Source organism: Pseudomonas sp. VEM90, from assembly GCF_054611535.1.
Window position 1 is genome coordinate 177010 of sequence record NZ_JBTRAR010000001.1, and the last position, 22364, is coordinate 199373.

The window sequence follows — 22364 nt, forward strand, 5'->3', positions numbered from 1 at the left end:
TAACAGGTTAAAGTTGGCAGCAGAAGGAAACCATACAAGGACGATTACCATGCAAGTACGCACGCTCACCCCTGACGACCTCCCCCAGGCCTGCGCCTTGTGCATGGATGCCTTCATGCAGGCGGTCGCGCCCACGCTGTCGGCGCAAGGTATCGAGACCTTTACCCAGGTGTCGGCACCCCAGGCGTTTGCCGAGCGCATGCAGGGTGACAACCTCATGCTGGCCTGTTTTGTCGAAGGCGCTATCGCAGGGCTGATCGAGCTCAAGGAAGGCCGTCACGTTGCGATGCTGTTCATTGCACCAGGCCTGCAACGCCAGGGCATAGGCAAGCGCCTGATGAACGCAGCACTGGAGCATGCCAGAACTGAGGTGGTGACGGTAAAGGCATCATTGTCTTCTGTACCCGCTTACCAACGCTACGGCTTTACCCCGGCAGGCGACGTGGGCGAGCTTGCCGGGCTGGTGTATCAGCCGATGGAAAAGCGCCTGCCGTAAGCAGCGCAAGGCTGCTCCACAGCGGGCGCATGGTCGTCAGCCCATCTGCTGCCACAAGATCAACAACCCGGGCACCCAGGCTGTGAAGATCGCGCACAGCAAGGTCATTGCCGCCACCAGACGCTGGATCTTCCTGGCCAGCGCCAGCAGCAGGAAAAAGCTGAACCACAACACCGTCCACGCCGCCCAGTTCAGCACATCCCACACCCTCAACAGCCCTTCGGCGCCAGGGATGGAACTGACTGTCACCACCAGCGCCGTCACGCTGACGAACAGGCAGAACCAGCCTAGCCCGCGTCCATCTACCTGCAACATCTGGTTGGCGGCCACCCACAGGTAGGTAAAGGCGAACAGGAGGGTCAAGGCTCCGGCCTTGATGCCTTCGTCCGAGCCCACCACGAAGATCAGGTAGACCGCCACCAACAGGCTGAGCAAACCGACAAACAGGTTGATCACCGTCACTTCGCGGTCGGTGATACGCCCCATCAGCCAGATGCTGTTGATGAACAACACTGCACCCACATACAGCAGAACCAGTCCGTACAACATGGCAACCTCTTCTCATTCGAATTGTTTTAGGGTTTTTCTTGCCATTTCCAGCATCGACAACCGCTGTTTCATCGCCTCTTTCGACAAGTAGGCATGGGCTTCAGGCTCCTGCCAGCCCTGGGCCGCCATCAGCAGGACCTTGGCTTTGTTGATGTCGGCCTGGTGCTCCAGACGCTCCTGCAACTGGGCATTTTTCTGCATCAAGCGGGCCTGGGCCTCACTGTTGCTTCTGGCGCACACCAACGCCGGAAGCACCTTGTGGTTGTCCAGCGGCAGCACCATCACGCCGTGACACCCCAGCTCCAGGATTTGCGAAAGAATGGTCGGGCTCTCGTACTCCACCAAGGCGATGGCGGTCAGGCGTACGCCGCCCTGGGCCAGCAGCTTGCCCAGCTCGGCATGGTGGCGGCCTTCGAACACCCCGCAGAACACCAGGTCAGTGTGGGTGTCGAAGGCCTTGGGCGGTGGCCAGCACTGCTTCACCGAGCAGCCGATGCGCATCAGTTGCAGTACCAGGGCATCAGTGATTTCACTGGGCGGACAAACAATGCCCACGTGCAGTTCACGCAGCGTGTTCAGGATGTTCGAAGTGCTCATGAGGGGCCGCCTCCCATCATGCTCGCAGTCCAGTCGTCCAGGTTGTGAACCACCACATAGGGGTCAGGACGGATGGTCGTAGGCGATTGCCATTTGATGCAGATCTGCCCGCTTGCATCGATCTCGCCAATGCGTGAAAACAGGTGCGAATGGTTGTTCTGCTGCTCCACCTGCACCCTGCCCTGGGGGCTATCCATGCTCGTGTAGTACAGGTGATTGCGGATCACTTCCACCTCCAGGCTGCCGGTGGCATTCACCGCCTGGCACAGCATGCGCATCTGGCAATACGCCGCCTCGGCCCAGGCAGTGATGCGCACATCGGCCGGAAAGAACGCACGGCACTGACTGACGAATGCATTGCTTTGCGGCGACTCGACGCTGGTGAAGTACGGTGCCACGACGATGTTGCCGTGAGCCACCTCGGCCCCCATTTCGGCAATTTCTGCCTCGCTGGTAGTCAAGCTGGCGATCGGCGGCCGAGGGCCACTGCCATAGCGCTGTGCTATTGCTTGATAAAAGCTTGCCGTCCCCGTACCGACCACGGTCGAAAACACCACATCCGGGGCAGAACGTACCACTCGCTCGACCACCAGGGCCAAGTCATCGGCCGAGGGGTACAGGGGCATGTAGACTTCTTCCACCACTTCGCCGCCATGCTGCTTGTACAGGTGACGCATGACATGGTTGCTTTCCCGCGGGTAGATGTAGTCGGAACCGACGAAGGCGACCCTGGCGCCGTAATGACGTGTCAGGTATGCCGCCAGCGGCGCGCTGTTCTGGTTGGGTGCCGGGCCGCCGTAGATGATATTGGGCGAGTACTCGAAGCCCTCGTAGGGCGTGGGATAGAACAGCAAGCCATCGGCGCGCTCGATGACGGGCATCACGGCTTTGCGGGTGTGCGACATGTAGCAGCCGAGCATCAGGCGCACGCCGTGGTTGCGCACATAGTCGTCACACAGGTTGCGATAACGGTCCGGGTCGCCTCCGGGGTCGCCGACCAGGGTCAGCACCGGCTGGCCGAGCACTCCCCCCTCGCGGTTAACCTGTTCTACCGCCAGCAGCGCGCCACAGCGCTGCGAGCGTTCAATGGCTGCGGTAACGCCGGTTTCGGCGAACAGCAAGCCCACCTTCAATTGCCTGTCTTGTCTACTCATCACACCATCCTGTGACAACCATCATGTCGGCAACGAAAAACGGATGCGCCCGCGCTCGAGGTGGCCGGCCACCGTCATGCACGTCACTTCTGCCCGGCATGGGATGCGGTTACCGAGCAGGTACTCGGCCAGTGGCACTTCCAGCTCATGGCGGATAAAGCGCTTGAGCGCACGCGCGCCAAACTCCAGGTCATGGCCTTCGCTGGCCAGCTTGCCAACCACCGCAGCATCCAGCTGCAGGCGGCAGTGATGCTTGGCAAGGCGCCGGTTCAGGCGTGACACCTCCAGTTCAACGATGCGCTCGCCCACCTCCTGTTCGATGGCATTGAACACCACGGTGCTGTCGATGCGGTTGACGAACTCGGCAGAAAAACGCTTCACCAGGCGCCGCCGCACCAGACCCGGCAAACGCTCGCGGCGCGCTGCCTGCAGGCCAAGCAGGCGCCGCAGCGACGCCAGCGGGCCCAGCCTGTGCTGGCGTATTTCGTCTGCCGCCAGGTTGCTGGTCATGAACACCAGCGTGTTACGAAAATTGCAGCTCTTTTCACCGGAGGCCAAGCGCAGCAGGCCGTTGTCAAACACATTGAGCAGCGCCTGGGACACCTCCTTGCTGGCCTTTTCCAGCTCATCGAACAGCACGATCCCCGGGCGTCCCTGGCTTCCGTCCAGCAGCGCCTGGTCGAACAGCGTGCGGCCCTCCTTGGCGCCAGCATAGCCCGGTGGCGCGCCGGTCAGGGCGGCGGCGTAGTGTTCCTGGGCCAGCGTATTCATGTCGACCCGGCAGTAGGCATCGGCATCACCGTGCAGGGCGCGGGCCAGGGCACGCACGACCTCGGTCTTGCCGACTCCGGTCGGGCCGAGGAACAGTGCCGTGAACAGCGGCCGGCGCGGGTCGAGAATATCCGCCCGCACCACCGTGAGCACATCTTCGATGGCCTGCAAGGCTTCGTCCTGGCCCAGTACTTCGTTGCGTACTACCTGCATGACGGCAGCGACATCGAAGCGGAAACGCGACTGCAGGGTGTCTTCGCTACGCTGGTGGGTCTCGACGATTGCCCGGGTGTGGCAGTTTTCGGCATTCAGTGCAGCGCTGGAGGACGCATCGCGACGCGTCTGCTCCAGCAGGTCGTTCAGGAACGGCATGGTCTTCCCCTCGCTTTGTGAAACAGCGTGCCCGCAGGCACGCTGGGCAAGCCCGTCAGCGGGCTTCCTTTTCCTTGGCATCGTAGGGAAGACTGCCGACCGGGCACTGCGCCACCCCCGAGGTGCGCCGGGTCAGGGCCTCGACGTCCTCGCGGGCCTTCTCGGCATCCAGCACCCAGGTGCGATAGAACTCGAATGGGCATTCGGCAATGCCGCGGTCGCCGTCGCCAGACAAATGCATACCGCTGTAGCCACGGTGCAGGATCTTGTACAGGTGGTTTTGCGACTGGTCGTTCTGCCGCGCATCGCGAATTTGCGAGATCGACAGCTGGGCGTACTGGATACCCATCTCCTCTTCACCGCACTCGCCAAGTGTACGGCCATCGAAACCGATGATTGCCGAGTGACCGAAGTAGGAATACACACCATCGAAGCCCGCGGCGTTGGCCACTGCAACATAGCAGTTGTTAGCCCACGCCATGGCCTTGGCCATGAGCACCTGCTGGTCCTTGGCCGGATACATGTACCCCTGGCAGCGCACGATCAGCTCGGCGCCTTTCATGGCGCAATCGCGCCAGATTTCCGGGTAGTTGCCGTCATCGCAGATGATCATGCTGATCTTCAGGCCCTTGGGGCCATCGGCAACGTAGGTCTGGTCGCCCGGGTACCAGCCCTCGATCGGACACCAGGGGATGATCTTGCGGTACTTCTGCACGATCTCGCCGTTGTTGTCGATCAGCACCAGGGTGTTATAGGGGGATTTGCGCGGGTGCTCTTCATGGCGCTCGCCGGTCAGCGAAAACACGCCCCAGACGTTGGCCTTGCGGCAGGCCTGGGCGAACACTTCGGTTTCCACGCCGGGTATGGCCACGGCGGTTTCCATCATTTCGGCCGGGTCATACATGATGCCCTGCAGGCTGTACTCCGGAAAAATCACCAGGTCCATGCCCGGCAGCCCCTGCTTCATGCCGACAATGATGTCGGCGATTTTTCTGGCGTTTTCGAGCACTTCATCGCGGGTATGCAGGCGCGGCATCTTATAGTTGACCACGGCGACGCCGACGGTGTCATTGCTGCTGGAAATATCACCATGACGCATGTTGACCACCTCTTGTTGTTATTTTCCAGGGACGAAAAAAAGCCCTCTCCGCATGCGGAGAGAGCTCATTTGCTCTTTGGGGTTCGGTGTGGAGGCCGCGACATCGCCATTGATGCGCGGCTCCTGACAACCAACGGTATATGCCGGGTGTGGCGGCTTGTCAACCCGCCATCAACCGTTGCCGCTTCAGGCGCCGAGTGAGCACAGCACGCTTTGCAGCTTGTCTCGGGTGGTATTCGTGCACGCCTGCATGGGCTCGCGCAGCTCGTCTGCAATCAGGCTTTGCAGCTGCAACGCCGCCTTGACCACAGCCGGGTTGGGCTCGGTAAAAGCCACCTTGATCCAGGGCAGCAACTGGTAGAACGTACCACGCGCGGCGGCCCAATCGCCGCTGTCGACCTGCTGCACCATGCGTACGTACAGGTCGGCGCGCACATGCGCGGAGGCTGAAATGGCCCCAGCCCCACCCAGGCAGAGGTTATTGAAGATCTGCAGGTCTTCACCGGCCAGCACCTGGGCGTGGCCGTCCTCGATCAGGGCCATGGTCGTCTCGCTGTCACCGCCACAGTCTTTCACTGCCGCAATGCGTGGATGGCGCACGATACGGCGCAGGGTTTCGCGTTCGATGCGCACGCCGGTGCGGTAGGGAATGTCGTAGACGATCACTGGCACGCTGGCGGCATCGGCCACGGTGGCGAAGAAAGCTTCGATGCCGGCCTGCGAAGGGCGGATATAGCAAGGTGCGGGCACCAGCAGCCCGCCAATGTCACGCTGCTGGATTTCAGCCTGGAAGGCCAGCAACTCACGCAGGTTGTAACCTGACAGGCCCATCACCACCCTGCCCGGCTCCACCCAGGCCAGCACGGCATCCAGCACCGCCAGTTGCTCGACCTTGGACAATGCCGCCGCCTCCCCCGTGGTACCGCACACCACAAAACCGGCCACACCGTCTTCGAGCAGCTTCTTCACCAGCCTTTCCAGGCCTGGGAAGTCGATTTCATTGGCGCGCATTGGCGTGACGAGGGCGATCCAGATACCACGGAAATTCGACATGCAAAAACTCCTGATGTTGACCGAAAGTCAGCGTCAGCAGGGCGAAGAGTGGAGGTGGTGGCAGGGATACCTGGCGCCTTCTGTCTCGTCAGCCCACCTGACGAGACAGCGCGCCTCGGTCAGATGAGCGGCTGTTTCTTGGATTTCTTGGCAACGGCAACGCACGCGCCTGCCTGGGCGATGAAGCCCGAAGCGGAAATGGCGTGGTTGGATGGGGACATGCTGGCAAGCCCGTTGCGTAGGTATGGCTGGATAATGGTGGGGCGGCGTGCCTGGTGTCAACCCTTGGCCCGCATCGCCCCGTGCAGGCGCGCCCCTTGCAACGCCGCGATTGCCGTCACCGCCACTCGCTGTAAGGCTCCAGTGGTGTCACCGGCAGGGCCAGGTTGCCTCGCCACGGTTCGAACAGGTAGCGCAGGTAGAGCATGCCATGGCTAGGCGCATAGTCATCGCTGTGCTGCCAGTCGAAGCCGCCGCCCAGTACCCACTGGTCACTCAGGCGCCGTTCGAACAGCCCGCGCAGGCGGTAGCCCAACCCACTGCTGTCGCTGGCTTCAGTCATCGCATTGAGGTTGGAATCGACGCTATATTGCGCCAGTATCTTGCGGTTGATGTGTGCGTCCGGGTACAAGCGGCTACTGCCACTATGGGCCTGAGACCAGCTGACGGAACCTTCCAGCAGCAGCGACCAGTCGTAGTTGCGCCAGGCATAACTGACCGGCACGCCCACCGAACTGTAACGCTGCGGGCTGTAATAACCGCCCTGCCCCAGGCTGTAGCCGCCCAGGTCCTTGTCGTGGCGCCAGTGCATCAGCGTCACGCCTACACGCACACGCTCGTCGGCCTTTTCCACCACGCGGTGGTAAAAGCCGGCCATGGCCCGGGTCCGCTGGTTGTCGGCCACGTTTTCGCCGTACAGCCAATGGTACCCCAGGCTGGCCCACACCCCGTTGTCGCCACCTTGGTCCCAGCTCAGGCCGAGCGTGGCGCCATTGGCAGTGACCCCGCCCCAGCGCACGCCCGTCGGGCGGTCGCGTGCGCCGGCGAACGACAGCAATGAATTGCTCATCGACCGGCGCGAGGCGGTCAGCGACCAGCCAACCTGCCCGAGGTCACCGTTGACCGTTGCGCCGCCCAGCCAGTTGTTGATTGCATAGCCCTGGGTGGTGCCCAGGTCGAACGCCCAGCGGCTGCCCTGCCAACCCAACGCCAACAGACTGCCGCTTGCAGTCTGCGATCCCCCCGTGCACGCGGGCAGTGTTTTGCCGTCAGCGGTCTGGCCAACAAACTGGCAACTGCCGAAGTCGGGGGTGTAGCGCCCCTGATCGTTCGGCTCGAACGACCCCGCATCCATGCCAATGCGCTCTACCCGCGCAAACGCGGTGCCCTCCTGCCAAGGAGTGTCGACATGCAACAAGGTCGACTGGGTACTCAGTTCCGACGTGCCGGGCGTACCGTCATCCTCGCGCCAGCCGTAGTCATGCATCAGCGTCACATGGGTATTGCGCTGGCGATACAGGGCATCCACATCACTGCGCAGGCTGCGGGCCAGCCAGTCGTCGCCATCCTGCTCGCGGCTGGCCAGGGTCAATGCACGGTCATCCCGTGGCGCTACGGCAGCACGGTCCAGCAACTGTGCATCGGCCATCGCCGCCGCATAAAGGTCCAGTGCTCGTTGAGGATCATCCTGCGCTACCAGGCGGGCGGCGTCGCGCCGTAACAACGGATCGGGGCGCGTCTGCTGCGCTGCAACACGGTCAAGCAGCCTGGCCGCCTGATCGTGTTCGCCCAACGCGGTCCACACCGCCGCCAGGCGCCGCTGGGCGTTGCCGTCATCAGCGGCAAATTGTGGCACCTTCACGCCCAGCATGTGCCGGGCCTGCTGCAGGTTGCCTTCGGCCAAGGCGCTTTCCATCACCCCAAGGCGTGCATCAGGACGCCCAGGCTGCACGACCAGTACACGCTGGTAATAGCTGCGCGCCTTGCCATGTTCACCACGCGCTGCTGCCCAGTCAGCCAACAGCATCAAGTCGTCCGGGCTACCTTCACCACGCGCCAGGCCGGCTTCAAGCAAGGCTGTCGCCTCGGCACTGCGGCCTTGTGCCTGCAACTGCTGCGCAGAGGCCAGGGTCATACGCCGTTGAACACGCTGCTCCAACGCGTGCATGTCCGCGTTCCAGGTCGCCTGAGGTACCGCCCTCAGACTGTCCAGAGCCAAGGCATCACGGTCGCTGGACGCCAGGAACAGGCCGTGGGCATAGCGCGTTGCCGGATCACGTGGCTGGTGCTGCACCAGCCTGGCAAATGCCCCGTCGGCCTCGCCATTGCGCCCTTGGTGACGCAGACTGTTGGCCAGCTGATACACCAGCCAAGGCTCATCGGGGGCCAGAGCCGCGGCCTGGCCCAGCACGTGGCTGGCCGTCGACCAGTCCTCGCGCTGCAGGGCTTCGTCCCCTTGCTGGCGTAACCGCGCAAGTTCCAGGCTGCGTCGCAGGCTGGCGAACTGCGCCTGCTGCCGTGGGGGCAGGCTGTCCAGGTATGCCTGCGCCTTGCCTGGCGATTGCGCCTGGTAAACGCGCATCAAGCCACGCACGGCACTTTCGTTATCCGGCGCCATACGCCGTACCTGCAGGTACTGCCGCTCGGCAGCCGCCACATCGCCCTCGGCCAGCGAGACATCTGCCAGGCCCAACAACGCGTATTCATCCTTTGGCCGTTGCTGGCGAGCCTGCCGGTAAAGTGTGCGCGCACCGCGCACGTCTTTCGCCGCCAAGGCCCGCTCGGCTTTTTTCAGCAGGGCCCAATACTGGCTGGACGACTCCAGGTCCTTCCATTGGCTGATCCGGTAGGTGTCCTGCTCCTTGGCGCTCGCCGCGCGGAACGCAGCATGGGCGTCTTCATGGCGGCCCTGGCGCATCAACGCATAACCCAGGGCCCCCTGCAGGCTGGCATCGCCCGGGTACTGGCGCAGGGCGCGGCGCAGCTGCGTTTCGGCTTCGACATTACGGCCCTTGTCGAGCAACGCCTTACCCCGTTGACCGGCCTGCCATGCCGGGTCGGCCAGCAGCTTGCGCTGCTGTTGCAAGGTCTCGCTGGCCTGTGCCAACAACGGTGAAGCCGGGTAACGCTGAAGAAAGGCTTGCCAGGCTGCCGCGCTGGTGGCACTCACGGCTTGCCCGGACAGGTAGTCGAACTCGCGCTGGGCAGCGGCATCCCGTGCACCGGGGTCTCGCGCCAGCTGATCGAGCAGGGCCAAGGCCTCGCGGTCACGCTTTTCGGCGAACAACCAGCCAGCCAAGGTCTGGCGCAGCCCGGCACTGCCTGGATACTGCTGATCCAACCGCTGCAACTGGCGGATCGCCTCTGGGCGTTGGCCTGGCAGATTGCCGCGCACGCGCCAGTAGTCCAGGGCTAATTCAAGGCTGGGTGGTTCGCCGGCAAACAACTGTTCGTACACCGCCAGCGCCTCTTCGTTACGGCCGGTAACCGCCAGCAGACGCGCCTGCTGCAAGCGCCGCGCAGGCGCCGGTTGTTGAAGTTCAAGCAGGCGCCTGGCCTGACGTGCTTGCAGGCTGCCAGGCGCAACGGCACTGATCCGCGCACTCAACTGCTCGGCTTCACTGCTGTTCTTCTCGCGCAATGCCAGGCTCAAGGCCGCCAGCAACACGTCCGGGTTGCGCGGTTCAAGCAACTGCAAACGGCCCAGCGCATCGCGCACCAGGTCGTCACGGTGCAGCGCTTCGCCGCGGCGTACCTGGTCCAGCAGCCATTGGCGCTGTTCATCGATATCCTTGGGTTGCGCATCTGCCTGGCAGGTTATTGCCGCCAGCATCAACACGCCGATCATTCGCTGCATGGCGCGCTCCAGACCGGCAACAGGTGGCCGTGCGGGTCAAAACGGTAACGGGCCTCGTCGAAGCCCTGGCCGAACAGCGCCAGCACCTGGCTGTAATATGCCTTGGCCTCGATCGGCTGTTCGCGCAAGCGCTGGCGCTGGGCCGCCAAGCCGGCCACGTGCTCAGGCGAGGCAGCAAGCAATGGCAGCAAGGCCGCAGAGAAACCCGCCGGGCCATGGCCGCGGGCTTCACCGCTGCGTGTATCCAGGTGCTCAGGAGGTAGCCCCTGGCGCTGGGTCAATGCCGCCATCGGCGCATAATGGGCCACCAGTTCGCGGCGTTGCGCCGCCCCCTCGGCCAACATGCCGACCCACAGGTACACGCGAATGGCGTCATAATCACCGGCACTGCCATGTTTCGTGTCTGCCGCTGGCTTTCCGGCCGGCGTCCACAGCAACCAGTCCGGGGCAAAGCCCTTTGGCGACGATGCCAACCACAAACGCCGCGTGTTGGCCGCCAGCTCACCCCACAATGGGTCCACCTCGCTGAAACGTTCGAGCAGCTGCAGCGGCAGGTAGCTGGGGTTCAGGCGGGTACCCTGGGCGTCTTCGAAGCCGTAGTCACCTGGCAGCAACATCACGCCGAGGCCTGGAAGCTTGCGCACGGTCTGCGCGGCGATACGCCACAGCAGGTGCTGGCCCAGCTGCGTGTAGGCCGGCTGGTCCCACAACCGCCCTGCTTCCAGCAGGCTGTAGGCGATCCACAGGTCGGCATCACTGGCGTTGTTGGCGTCCAGCACCTGCCACTGCTGCTGCCCGTCACGGCCCCACAGCCAGGCAGGCAGATGCCGGGCCAGGTCACCCTCGGCGAGGTTGTTGCTGGTCCAACGCAGCAACTGCGCGAAGGTTTGCCGGTCGTTGCCTACCAGGGCGAAGAACAGCGCGTAACTCTGCCCTTCCGAGGTGGTGATCAGGCGCTCGTCACTCGGGTCGATGACCCGGCCATCCACACTCACCAGCTCGGCCTTGAACCGCTCCCAGGCAGGCCATGGGCAAACCGACCCGGCAGTGGCGAAAACGGGCAGGCCCAAGGCGACCAGCCCTACCAGCATCTGGCGCATCATCACCCCGCCTCACCCAAGCGGCGCTTGCCAGCCCAGCGCAGTGCCCGCCACAACAAGAAGGCGAACAGCACCACACAAACAGCCGCGATCACCGCCAGCAACACAGGGTGCTCGGACAAGTGGAACCACAGCAGCAGCCACCACGGCAGCGCGCCCACGAAGTAGTGCTCGCCGACGAACTGGCTGCTCACGCCACTGCTGCGTACCAGCGTTACCGAACCCGCCACCGCATCAAGCTTGCCCACATCGCCAAGCACGTCGCGCAGCAATGCATAATCGCTGTCGCTGTTGGCCAGCAAGGCCACAACACTGCGCTGCTCATGGAACGGCGACTTCAGCCCGGTGATGGCCGCAATCGGCGCCTGGGCGCTGACCGCCACGCGGCTGCTTGCAGCCACCGGCTCAGTATCGAAACGCTGGCCGCCGGGCAACGATGCGCTGCGGCCCTGCAGTAACCAGTCACGCTGGGCGCTGAGCAACAGGCCAAGGTTGGGCGCATCGCGCAGGGCCTCGGGCAGGCTGCCGATCAGCAGCAAGTCGGCATCTGCCGCTGCGGCCTGTTGCCAGTCGTCGATCAATTGCAGGCCAAGCGCCGGGTAACCGATCTGTCCGGCCAACCCGCCAACCGTGTCGAGCAAAGTGCCGACCTGCATCGCCGTAGGTTTGGCCGGCATGATGACCAGCGTCTCGGACAGGTCGGCCATGCGGCTGAACGGGAAGCCACTGCGGGCGAATGCACGCAGGTCGGGCATGGCGATGTAATGGTGGTAACCGGAAAGGTCGATGGTGGAGCTGTCGTCGATCGCTGCACGCACGTCCACCGGCAGCGAGGTCTGGCAGCGATCGCGCTGGGCGCTGCCCAGGGTGCTGGCAAAGCTGAAGTCGAAGCGCAGGCGGTTGCGGTCGCCAATCTTCAGCGCCGGCACCAGCGAGTTCTCGGTCAATGCAGTGTTGTCACCGGACAGCACTGCCAGGCGCATTTCCTCAAGGGTACCGCCGCGCCGGTCATTGCCCACCAGCGGCATGCTTGTGATGTACTGATCGTTGACGCTGATGCTCAGGCGCGATTCGTCGGTCACCGCTGGCGCCGTATAGCGGTACAGGGTGCGCAGCGGAATACCCTGGTTGCGCCAGACGAACAAGTCGGGCGGCAGGTTCAGTTCCAGTGTCACCGGCCGCGGTTGCAGGCCGCTGACTTGCAGTTGCTCGGGGTAATCCAGCAGCTCGGCAAACCGTACCGGCCGGTCGGTGCGCGTCCAGTTCGGCGCATCGTAGGGCTGACGCGGTTGCAGCGCGGTCATCTGCTCCACTTTGACGCGCGCGCCACGGAACAGATTGTTGCCGACCGCCAGCGCCGAGGCGGCCTTGATCAGGTCGTCGTCGTTACGGCCCAGCACCAGCAGCACTTTGCTGAAGCGGTCGTCCGGATGATCGATCACCTGCAGCACGGGGCCGTCGACTGGCGGGAACTGCTGCAGATCGGCGAGGAACGCAGGGCGACGGTCGTTGCTGGCAAACACGATGCTCGGTGCAGGTTTTTCGCCACGGGCCGGCAGGTGGTTGTACAGCACAGGGAAGCTGGCCTTGCGCCAACCGGCCTGGCTGCCGAAGTAGGATGCCAGGATTGCCGCCGCACGCTGCTCGCCCAGGCTCGGCACGCCGCTGAACACCACCGGCAGTACTACCTTGCCGGTGTCGCGAGTATCGAAGAACGGCAACGGGAAATACGCCAGGTCGTTTTCCAGCACCAGCGCCTGCTCGTGCAACTGTACCTGGCTCTTGCGGTTAAGGTTAAGCCACAGGCCGCTGTGCGCCGGGTCTTCGCAGACATCGGTATAGTGTCCGACAAACTCCAGACGTACCCGGTTGAAGTCGCCGAGCAGTTTCGGGTCCAACGGCAGCTGGCGACGTACACGCTGGCCCAACTGCTCCTTTTCCACCGGAACTACGCCCATCAGCTCGTCGTTGAGGTAGACACGCAAGTGCGACAGGTTCGGCAGCAAGGCTGGCGAAGGCGTGTAGTCCAGTTGCAAGCTGGCATCGGTGGCCAGGCGATCGCGACGCAGGCCGAACTCGATATGCTCGCTGTTGCGTACCCCCAGCAGCAGGCTGTCGGACGCATGCCCAAGCTGCTCGAAGGTTTTCACAACCGGCCAGTTTGGTACCGTGGTTGTGGGTACCGCAGGCTCGGCAAGCGGGGCTACAGGAGCAGCAGCGGCGCTCTGCGACAAGGCGGTAAACAGCGCCATCGCCAGGCCCCAGGTACGCGCGGGATAACCAGTCATCATGCGTCTCGATCAACAGGGTTCATGGAAGGGATTGCCCGCGGTGTGCGGGGCCAGTAGCTGGCCAGCCACAGCGCCAGCGAACGCAGTGGGCGCAACCACGCCCGCAGCCATGGCGGCATGTGCTCGACCAGACGCACGTAACCGACGCCGCCCAGCTTCAACACATCGATCAGGCTGCGCAGTGGGCGCTCGACCTCGTGCTGCTCGTTCCAGCCAAGCCAGGCATCGGCGCGAGCAAAGGTGCAGTGGACCAGGTCGATGCGCTGCTGCAGGGCGAGGTCGTGGAACACCAGGCCCACGTGTTGCCCGACAGTACGGGTGACACTCGCCTGGAAGGCGAACTCTCGCTGGCCGCGGTTGAGCAGCAGGTGTACCTGCTCCCCCGGGTTCAGCTCCAGACCTGGCTGTACCTGCAGGCCGACACCACCGTCGGAGTAGTCGACCAGGGTGCAGGGGTAGGCATGACCGCTGGCCAGCATCAACCCAGCCGGCAAGCGCATCTGCACCCGATGGGCGCGGCGCACCTGGCGCACTTCGGCGGCCACCGCAACTGCGGCACCGATGATCAGCAGGTTGTAGATCACCCACAGCGAGCTGACGATCACCGTGCCGATTTCTGCCGCCGGGCCGGTGACCAGGCGCCACACCGCAAAGCCCAGACCCACCACGTTGAGCGCTGCCAGCCACAGGTAAGGTTGGGCGATGCGCCAGTCGAACTGTTCCTGCTCCATCAGGCCGCCCTTGGCGGTGACGTTGAACGTGCCTTTTTTCGGCGCGAACAGCGCCACCGTGGTCGGGCGGGCGATGTACCAGGCCAGTACGGTCTCGTAGACCTCGCCCCAGAAGGTTTGTCGGTACTTGCCCTGCATCCGCGAGTTGGTCAGGCTGGCGTGGATCATGTGCGGCAGCACGTACAGCAGAATCATCAATGCCGGTGCGTAGATGATGTAGGCATGCAGCAACAGGAACGCCAGAGGCGCCGTCAGGAACACCAGCCGCGGCAGGCCGGCCAGGAAGTGCAGCATCGCGTTGGCGTAGCACACCCGCTGGAACAGGCTAAGGCCACGCCCGAACAGCGGGTTGTCGGTGCGGAAGATCTGCACCATGCCACGGGCCCAGCGAATGCGCTGGCCGATGTGCGCCGACAGGCTTTCGGTGGCCAGACCCGCGGCCTGCGGAATGCTCAGGTAGGCCGACGTCCACCCTTGGCGATGCAGGCGCAGGGCGGTGTGGGCATCTTCGGTCACAGTCTCGACGGCAAAACCACCGATGCTTTCCAGCGCGGTGCGGCGCAGCACGGCACAAGAGCCGCAGAAAAACGCCGCGTTCCACATATCGTTGCCGTCCTGGATCAGGCCGTAGAACAGCTCCCCTTCGTTGGGGCGGCGGCGGAACGAGCCGAGGTTGCGCTCGAACGGGTCAGGAGAGAAGAAATGGTGCGGTGTCTGCACCAGCGCCAGTTTCGAGTCCTTGAGAAACCAGCCCACGGTCAGTTGCAGGAAGGAGCGCACCGGTACATGGTCGCAGTCGAAGATGGCGATCAACTCGCTGTCGGTGACGCCCAGCGCATGGTTGAGGTTGCCGGCCTTGGCATGCTTGCTGTCGGGCCGCACGATATAGCCCACCCCGACTTCGTCGGCAAAGGCACGAAACGTGTCGCGGCGGCCATCATCGAGGATGTAGATGCGCAGGCACTCGCGTGGCCAGTCCAGGCCCAGCGCGGCCATTACCGTGGTGCGCACCACTGACAGGTCTTCGTTGTAGGTGGGGATCAGCAAATCGACGGTTGGCCAATGCCGGGTGTTGGCCGGGAGGTTCGCCGGCTTGCGCTGCAATGGCCAGCTGGTCTGGATGTAACCCAGGATCAGCACGAACCACGAATAGGTTTCTGCCGCCAACAGGATCACCCCGAATACCAAGTCGGTGTTGTCGTTCCAGTTCAGGGTCGAGGTGTAGCGCCACCACAGATAGCGGCAGGAGATGATGGTCGACAGCACGATCAGCATCAAAGTCGGGAAACGCCCCGGCATGTGTCGCACCAGCATGGCGATGACCAGCAGCAGGCAGATGAACATCAGCTGCGCCAGGTAGCCGAACGGCTCGGTCACACACAGCAGGGCGAGGCTGAGGGCGAACACCGTCAGCACGCTGTAGAACGTCCGCCGGGCAACCGCGTTCAGGCCGCGCAGGCGTGCCGAGGCTTCGTGCCTGAAAGCACTGGCGCGGTAGCGCGCAGGCACCTGGTGCAGTGCATCGATCAGCAGGCCGCGGTAGTGGCGCGCCACCCCGCCTGCCCCCCGCAGGTGCATGCGCACTGCGCCCAATGCGCGGCGGCCAGGCCCTGCAGTACGTGCCTGCGGTTGGCGCCGCAGCAACAACCACAGGCTCTGGATCAACAGGCGTAGCGGGTCACCCAGCGTGGGGCGCTTGCCCGCCAGCTGCGGGTACAGGCGTTGGCGCTCGGCCAGCAGCGCTTGCCAGGCAGGAGACTCCAGGCGCAGGAACAGGAAGGCCAGCCACGCGCCGAGGGTGAACAGCCATGCAACCGGCAGGCGCGTGCCACGGACTTTGAACCAGGTATAGGCCGACAGAGGGGTCAGGGTCACGGCTGGCGCCTCGTCAGACAGCGCACCGCCAAGCTCTGCACATCACGGCAGGCCAGGCTCTGCGGTGCGTAAAGGCCAAGAGGTGCCTTGTACGCCAGCGCTTCGAGGAAGGCTTCGTCGCGATGGACCACCTGGATCGGCAAGCGATCACGGAACAGATCACGCCACACCATCAACAGGTCGCTCTGCAAGCGGCTGGCCGGGTCGTAGCGGTTGACCAGCAGCATGTCGAAGTGCTCGACCGGGCGGCGCCCGAGCAGCAGGTGGCTGGCCATTTCGGCTTCCGCCACCAGTACCCGTACATCAGTCTCGATGCCGTTGCCGGCGGTATCGCCCGGCAATTGCGGCAGGTCGTACAACAGCCAGTCGAAATGCTTGGCCAGCTCGACCTGGCGGGCGCGCCATGACTGCGCATCGGGCACACGGTGCTGCGCACCGTCGGCCAGGTTGCCGTACGGCAGCAGGCACAGGCCATCGAGCACCTCGTACACGGCATCACTGAATGGCCGCCCTTCCCGCTCGGCCAGCGCCCAGCCCTCGGATGTATTCAGCGGCAGGTTGAAGTGCAGCCCGAGCAAGTTGCTGGGGCACAGGTCAATCAACAGCACCCGTTCGCCCACGCCCTGCAGCGCGTAGCCCAATGCAGCCAGCAAGGCGCTGCGCCCCAGGCCTCCGCGCACCCCATGCAATGCCAGGCTGGTCATGGCACGATCCTCTCGCGCTGGGTGACAGCCGCGTACAGCGCATCGTCGCTGCTGGCCCTGCAGCTTTCACCCAGCAATGGCCAGCGCTGCAGGGCCTGCTGAACGCCCACCAGCATCGAGATGTCCTGATAGTTCAGCTCTGGCATGTCCAGGTGCTGGCGCAACTGGGCAATATCGTCGCTACGGTCGGACGGGTCTGCCTTGCCAGTGATCATGGGCGCTCCTTGGGGATCGGCTGCCAGTCAGGCTGGCCTTGCAGGCGCATGTAGGCACGCCCCTGGTAATTCAGCACCTGTGCGCCAGAGGTTTCGGCAACCTGCTCGGTGGTTGGCAGGTCGGTCAGCAGGCCGGGCACATCCAGCACCTGCTGCTGGCCGAGGCCCGCATACACACGCGAGATCAGCTCGGACAACGCCAGGTAGCTGGTGGCAGCTGTGACCCGCAGCGGCTCGTTGCGGGCAGGCTGGCCCATGCCGATGAACTTAAGGCCGACCGGCACATGGGTAATCGACGGCGTGGGAATTTCGCGCATGCCAGACAACTGCATGCGGTCACCATGCAACGCGGCCCCATGCTCAGGGACAATGGCCACCACTACCCGGCGGCCACTGCGCTCCAGTTCGTCAAGGAAGGTGCCAAGCTCGCCAAACAGGCGATTGGCGCGGGTGGCATAGTCGGCCACGCGGGTACCGCCGTCGGCAGTGACGATACGGTTGCCGTCATGCAGGCTGATGCTGTTGTAGAACAGTGACACATGCTCGTCCGGGGTACCTTTGCGTTGCCCCCACCAACGGCGCAATACATCCAGGTCACTGGCAATCGGCGAGCCGTCGAAGCCCACCAGTGCCCGTGGGAAGTCGGTATTTCGCATGCCCGGTTGCGGCATGTGCTGCTGGGTAATGTCGCCGATGAAGTTGTCGAACCGGCCGCTGTGGTTGAGCAAGGTATTGCTCTGGAAACCCAGCCGGGCCAGGTTCTGGAACAACAGGCACTGCTCCGGGGCCGGTTGGTACAGGCCTGCGTGCGACGACTGCCCGCAGCTGGCTCGCAGCACACGGATGGCGGCCGGGCCGCTGTAAGAGGTCGCCGAGTTGAACTGGTCGAAGATCACGTCCATGCGCGACAACAGCGGGTTGTCCCGTAGCCCCACGGCAGACAGGTCATCCCAGGCCAGCGAGCAGATGTTGATCACCAGCAGGTCGAACGGTTGCTCATCGGCATTCACGGCCGGGAACGCCGTCACCCGCTCGCGCTCACTGGCGAAGAAGCGCTCAAGCCAGCTGTCGAGCGTGGCATTGTCGGCTACTGCAGTGGCTGGCGCGGGTTCGGCTGCGGTGCGCGCCGCCACGCCGGGCGCCTGGCCTGCACCCAGCGACGGCAAGCCGCCAACCGACAGCCATGCCAACCCCAGCAGGCTCAGGGTGCTCAGGCGCAGCCAATGGCGTAGGTACAGGTAACCCACCAGCAACATTGCCAGCGCCCCCAGCAGGTTCCAGTTGATGAAGCGGCCCAGCAGTTCGAGTAGATAGTCCCACGAGAAGTCCAGCACCCCCGGCTGCGCCAGCAGGCGGCTGAAGGGTGGCAGCCAGGTGTCCTGGTAGAACAGCGCGATGCCGATTGGCACCGCCAGCAGTTGCCGGGCAATACGCAGCCACTTGCCCGGCAAAGGGACAAGCAGAAACGCAGCGAACAACAGGTTCGGCAGCGCCTGGAAGTCGAGCATGCCAAGTGCGACCAGCAGAAACTTTGCAAAAAAATAGAGGTTCCACCCTCCCAGTCCAGGCCAGCGGGCCAGTACCGGGAGGGTGATGGTGGTATTAGTCATTCTGGGGTTCCTGGCGTGCAGCGCGGCGGCGTACGCCCAGCGGTTTCAGGTAGCGGGGGGGAAGGCGACGGCGCAACCCGCCACGTAATGCCGAACTCAGGCGCACTAGCAACAAGGCCAGGCCCAGCGTGACGAGAGCAGTAATGCCGACCACCTGCAGCAGTTGCACGAAGTTCATGCGCTACCCCGCTTGGCCAGGCCGACCTTGCGCGGTGCCAGCGCCGACCATGCCTGTGCAGGCAGTTGCGCCGCCGTGTCGCTCCGGGGTGGCTGCGGTAGGTTGCTGTCGAGGAAGGCCGGAGTGGCCAGGCTGTCGACGCCGGCAAGTACCTCCTGGCTGATGAACAGCTCTTTCCATGACAGCTGGAAGATGTGGTCAAGCGCTTGCTCGACCCCTTCGGAGCGGCAGGCGAACAGGAACAGGAACAGCACCTCGCCAACCACGCAGGCAATGTCGCCATCACGGCGGAATACCGTACGCGAGCAAGCCTGCAGCGGGGTCAGGCCAGGCGCCGGACGCAACACCAGCAACTGGTGGACGATTTCGCCGTTGCGCACCCCGTGCCACATGCTTTGCACTGCATCGGCGAACGCCCGTGGCGCTACCAATCCGCAGATGGCCAGCGGCCGCAGACGTGCCAGCAAGGCATCGAAGTCGGTTGGCAGGTGTCGACGCCAGACGTAACCCTGGATGCTCTCCACCATGGTCAGGAAGCGTGACAAGCTGGCACCGAACGGCACGATCTGGCTGGCACCACAAGCCAGCAGCAACTGTTCGTCCTGATAACGCAGGGTCGGCGCCATTTCGCGCACGACCAGCTTCAAGGCGTTGCCACGCGACTGCCGCAGGTGGTGCAGTTGGCGCGCCAGGCTATCCAGACGCTGCCCACCGTCCATGGCAAAGATCACCGTGGCAGACACCGCCCGGCTGGCTTTGCCCCCCAGTTCCTCAAAGCTTTCGCAGACCTGCCAGTGTTCGGAGAAGGCTGGCGCGCCTTCCAGTACCGGGCGCTGGGCCAGGCACAGCAACTCGTCACCACCGGTGTCGCTGGGTGCCTGAGGCGCGGCAGCAACGGCAAAGCCCGCGCTCAGCCGAGTCAGCTCCATGTCCCGGGTGGCTGCTTTGCCAAGCGGGTTGCTCCAGAAATGCTGCAGGTAGCGTACCCCACCTTTGCCGCGGTACACCTGCCCCAGGCCGTCGAGGCACTGGTTGAAAACGCGCAGACGCTCGACCAAGGCAGTGCTCTGCCCCCCACTGACGACCAGCAGCAACGCCGCTTCAGCCAACAATGCCGTGCGCAGCGCATTGCACCAGTGCTCGACTTCGCTATCCAGCCAGGCGTGTGCCGGTGCCAGCAGCACCAGCACACGCCCATGGGCATCAAGACGAGGCAGGTCTTCAACCAGATAACGGGTGGCTTGCGAGTTGGCCTCATACAGTGCCAGCTCGGCCGGGCCGCGCGTTGCGTCGAGCGCACCCAGCACGTCATCCATGGCTTGCGCATCGGCGATCAAGGCTGCCCTGGTATTATCGGGCATGCCTTCGACTACCTGGCGGCATAGCAAGGAGGCGTCTTCGGCGGCGTCACAGGCTAACCAGTACAGTCCTTGTTGATGAAGCTGGCTGCTCTCGACGCTCAGGCCGGAAATCGCCAACAACTGCATTCCATTAGTCAAAACACTGGCTCTGCAAAAGGTAAATTGAAACGGTTTGAAGGCGGAATGTGTCACATCCTCTGCTGACGCTTTATGACTCACGTCAAAAAAACGACAAATATGATGAATGGCACAAGGTTTCGTCAATTATACAGCATCAAGGCAAAATGAAATCAATCTGAAATGTAATGAGTTGCAAAGGTTTGTTAACAAACACCCCAAGGCCGACCTGTTCCGGGTTAAAAACAAAAGTCGCCAAAGGCAAGCCGGCAGGGCATTGGCCAATGCAAAAACCGTTTTCCGGAGACAAGCATGCTGCGTATCTTTGAACGTCGGCTCGACCCCTTCCCGCCCGACGAAGTACCACCGCCGCCGGTTGGCCTGTTGCGCTTCATGTGGGCTTGTACCCGCGGCGCTCGTGGCTACATCCTGGCGCTGGCACTGCTCAGTGCCGGGGTGTCGATATACGAAGCCTGGCTGTTCGCGTTTCTGGGCCAGGTGGTCGACCTGCTCGCGTCCTGGCAGGCCGGCGGTACTGTTGGCCCCGAGGAAAGCCGAGTGCTGTGGGGTATTGGCATCGTCCTGCTGGTCAGCATCGGGCTGGTGGCGCTGCGCACCATGGTTCAGCACCAGGTGCTGGCGATCAACCTGCCGCTGCGGCTGCGTTGGGATTTTCACCGGCTGATGTTGCGCCAGAGCTTGTCGTTCTTTTCTGACGAGTTTTCTGGTCGGGTCACTACCAAGGTGATGCAGACGGCGCTGGCAGTACGCGATGTGCTGTTTACCCTCATCGAAATCCTGCCCGGGATTGGCGTGTATTTCATCGCGATCATTGCCCTGGCCGGTGGCTTTGCCCTGAAACTGATGCTGCCCTTCATTGCCTGGGTCGTGCTGTTCGGTTTGGCCATGCTGTATTTCGTACCCCGGTTGGGCAAGGTCGGACAGGAGCAGGCCAATGCCCGATCGTCGATGACCGGGCGGGTTTCTGACGCTTACACCAACATCACCACGGTAAAACTGTTTTCGCACTCCAACCGCGAAGCGCACTTTGCGCGCGCAGCCATGGAAGACTTCAAGCAGACCGGTTTTCGCCAGATGCGCCTGGTGAGCCAGTTCGAAATCGTCAACCAGGCGCTGGTGGTGGGCTTGATCTTTGGTGCCGGTGGCTATGCACTGTGGCTATGGCACCAGGGACAGGTCGGCACCGGGGCCGTCGCGGCGATTACCGCCATGGCCTTGCGCGTCAACGGTATGTCGCACTGGATCATGTGGGAAATTACCTCGCTGTTCGAAAACATCGGCACCGTGCAGGACGGTATGGCCACCCTTACCCGCGGCCCCAAAGTGCAGGATGCGCCGGGTGCCGCAGAGCTGGTAACCACGGGTGGCGCGGTGAGTTTCGACAAGGTCAGCTTCAACTACAATGGCGAGCGCCAGGTGCTCAATGAGCTGACGCTGCACATTCGGCCGGGCGAAAAAGTCGGCCTGGTCGGCCGCTCCGGCGCCGGCAAGTCCACCTTGATCAACCTGCTGCTGCGCTTCTACGACGTGGACAAAGGGGAAATACGCATCGACGGGCAGAACGTCGCCAAGGTCACGCAAGACAGCCTGCGCAGCGCCATCGGCATGGTCACTCAGGACACCTCGCTGTTGCACCGTTCGATTCGCGACAACATTGCCTATGGCCGCCCTGATGCTACCGAAGCACAGATCCGTGCCGCCGCGGCCAGTGCCCAGGCCGATGGTTTCATCAGCCAGCTCAGCGACCGCCAGGGCAACAGCGGTTACGACACCCTGGTGGGTGAACGCGGCATCAAGCTGTCTGGCGGCCAGCGCCAGCGTATTGCAATTGCCCGGGTGATGCTGAAGAACGCACCGATCCTGCTGCTGGACGAAGCCACCAGCGCGCTGGACTCGGAGGTGGAAGTGGCCATTCAGGAGAGCCTGGATGAAATGATGCAAGGCAAGACCGTTATTGCCATCGCCCACCGGTTGTCGACGATCGCCGCCATGGACCGGCTGATCGTGATGGATGAAGGGCGCATCATCGAGCAAGGCACCCATGCCGAACTGTTGGCGAAAATGGGTACCTATGCACGGTTGTGGCAGCACCAGAGTGGCGGGTTCCTGGGTGAGGATCAGGGCGTGGCCGAGGCTGTGGAGTAAGCAGTGACCGAGGTCAGCCAGCGCATACCCAGCCTTCGAAAGCCTGCTCAGTCAATGAACTGCGCCCCT

Annotated in this window: 17 protein-coding genes; 2 read left to right on the plus strand and 15 right to left on the minus strand. The window is 63.4% G+C overall.

Annotation, left to right across the window (positions count from 1 at the left end):
• Positions 1–49 precede the first annotated feature (49 nt).
• Complete coding sequence (locus tag ACYCCG_RS00860; protein WP_176684129.1) at positions 50–496, plus strand: GNAT family N-acetyltransferase; 447 nt, start codon at positions 50–52, stop codon at positions 494–496.
• Positions 497–532: 36 nt separating this feature from the next.
• Here ACYCCG_RS00860 and ACYCCG_RS00865 read toward each other — a convergent pair whose 3' ends face one another.
• The 15 genes from ACYCCG_RS00865 to ACYCCG_RS00935 all read right to left on the minus strand — a co-directional run bounded on the left by ACYCCG_RS00865 (position 533) and on the right by ACYCCG_RS00935 (position 20138).
• Complete coding sequence (locus ACYCCG_RS00865; protein ID WP_209966662.1) at positions 533–1045, minus strand: AmiS/UreI family transporter; 513 nt, start codon at positions 1043–1045, stop codon at positions 533–535.
• A 12-nt stretch (positions 1046–1057) separates the two neighbouring features.
• Complete coding sequence (locus tag ACYCCG_RS00870; protein ID WP_012052055.1) at positions 1058–1642, minus strand: ANTAR domain-containing response regulator; 585 nt, start codon at positions 1640–1642, stop codon at positions 1058–1060.
• Entirely contained in the window at positions 1639–2796 is a 1158-nt protein-coding gene (locus tag ACYCCG_RS00875) for a transporter substrate-binding domain-containing protein (protein ID WP_245355072.1), read from the minus strand. Before ACYCCG_RS00875 ends, ACYCCG_RS00870 begins: the two co-directional genes overlap by 4 nt.
• Positions 2797–2817: 21 nt before the next feature.
• The gene (locus tag ACYCCG_RS00880; RefSeq protein WP_459669184.1) at positions 2818–3939 is read right to left on the minus strand and encodes an AAA family ATPase; all 1122 of its coding nucleotides are present in this window, start codon (positions 3937–3939) and stop codon (positions 2818–2820) included.
• A 55-nt stretch (positions 3940–3994) separates the two neighbouring features.
• On the minus strand, positions 3995–5038 hold the full coding sequence (locus ACYCCG_RS00885; RefSeq protein WP_176684133.1) for an aliphatic amidase: 1044 nt from the start codon (positions 5036–5038) through the stop codon (positions 3995–3997).
• A 186-nt stretch (positions 5039–5224) separates the two neighbouring features.
• The gene (gene dapA, locus ACYCCG_RS00890) at positions 5225–6091 is read right to left on the minus strand and encodes a 4-hydroxy-tetrahydrodipicolinate synthase (RefSeq protein ID WP_209966669.1); all 867 of its coding nucleotides are present in this window, start codon (positions 6089–6091) and stop codon (positions 5225–5227) included.
• 337 nt (positions 6092–6428) lie between these two features.
• Complete coding sequence (bcsC, locus tag ACYCCG_RS00895) at positions 6429–9947, minus strand: cellulose synthase complex outer membrane protein BcsC (RefSeq protein WP_339443158.1); 3519 nt, start codon at positions 9945–9947, stop codon at positions 6429–6431.
• Positions 9935–11050: a cellulose synthase complex periplasmic endoglucanase BcsZ gene (gene bcsZ, locus ACYCCG_RS00900; RefSeq protein ID WP_209966674.1), complete on the minus strand. Its 1116-nt coding sequence runs from the start codon at positions 11048–11050 to the stop codon at positions 9935–9937. Before bcsZ ends, bcsC begins: the two co-directional genes overlap by 13 nt.
• Positions 11050–13338 (minus strand): cellulose biosynthesis cyclic di-GMP-binding regulatory protein BcsB, encoded by a 2289-nt coding sequence (gene bcsB / locus ACYCCG_RS00905; protein ID WP_339443156.1) that lies wholly within the window; start codon positions 13336–13338, stop codon positions 11050–11052. Before bcsB ends, bcsZ begins: the two co-directional genes overlap by 1 nt.
• Positions 13335–15944: a UDP-forming cellulose synthase catalytic subunit gene (bcsA, locus tag ACYCCG_RS00910; protein WP_459669185.1), complete on the minus strand. Its 2610-nt coding sequence runs from the start codon at positions 15942–15944 to the stop codon at positions 13335–13337. Before bcsA ends, bcsB begins: the two co-directional genes overlap by 4 nt.
• Complete coding sequence (gene bcsQ, locus ACYCCG_RS00915) at positions 15941–16648, minus strand: cellulose biosynthesis protein BcsQ (protein WP_176684139.1); 708 nt, start codon at positions 16646–16648, stop codon at positions 15941–15943. The genes bcsA and bcsQ overlap by 4 nt, the downstream gene beginning before the upstream one ends.
• Positions 16645–16863, minus strand: a complete 219-nt coding sequence (gene bcsR, locus ACYCCG_RS00920) for a cellulose biosynthesis protein BcsR (protein ID WP_209966682.1) — start codon at positions 16861–16863, stop codon at positions 16645–16647. The genes bcsQ and bcsR overlap by 4 nt, the downstream gene beginning before the upstream one ends.
• Positions 16860–18473, minus strand: a complete 1614-nt coding sequence (gene bcsG, locus ACYCCG_RS00925) for a cellulose biosynthesis protein BcsG (protein ID WP_339443154.1) — start codon at positions 18471–18473, stop codon at positions 16860–16862. Before bcsG ends, bcsR begins: the two co-directional genes overlap by 4 nt.
• Positions 18466–18651: a cellulose biosynthesis protein BcsF gene (gene bcsF, locus ACYCCG_RS00930; RefSeq protein ID WP_176684142.1), complete on the minus strand. Its 186-nt coding sequence runs from the start codon at positions 18649–18651 to the stop codon at positions 18466–18468. Before bcsF ends, bcsG begins: the two co-directional genes overlap by 8 nt.
• Positions 18648–20138: a BcsE family c-di-GMP-binding protein gene (locus ACYCCG_RS00935; protein WP_339533840.1), complete on the minus strand. Its 1491-nt coding sequence runs from the start codon at positions 20136–20138 to the stop codon at positions 18648–18650. Before ACYCCG_RS00935 ends, bcsF begins: the two co-directional genes overlap by 4 nt.
• Before the next feature lie 303 nt (positions 20139–20441).
• Here ACYCCG_RS00935 and ACYCCG_RS00940 point away from each other — a divergent pair, with 303 nt between their 5' ends.
• Positions 20442–22295 (plus strand): ABC transporter ATP-binding protein, encoded by a 1854-nt coding sequence (locus ACYCCG_RS00940; protein ID WP_459669186.1) that lies wholly within the window; start codon positions 20442–20444, stop codon positions 22293–22295.
• The last annotated feature ends 69 nt before the right edge of the window (positions 22296–22364 follow it).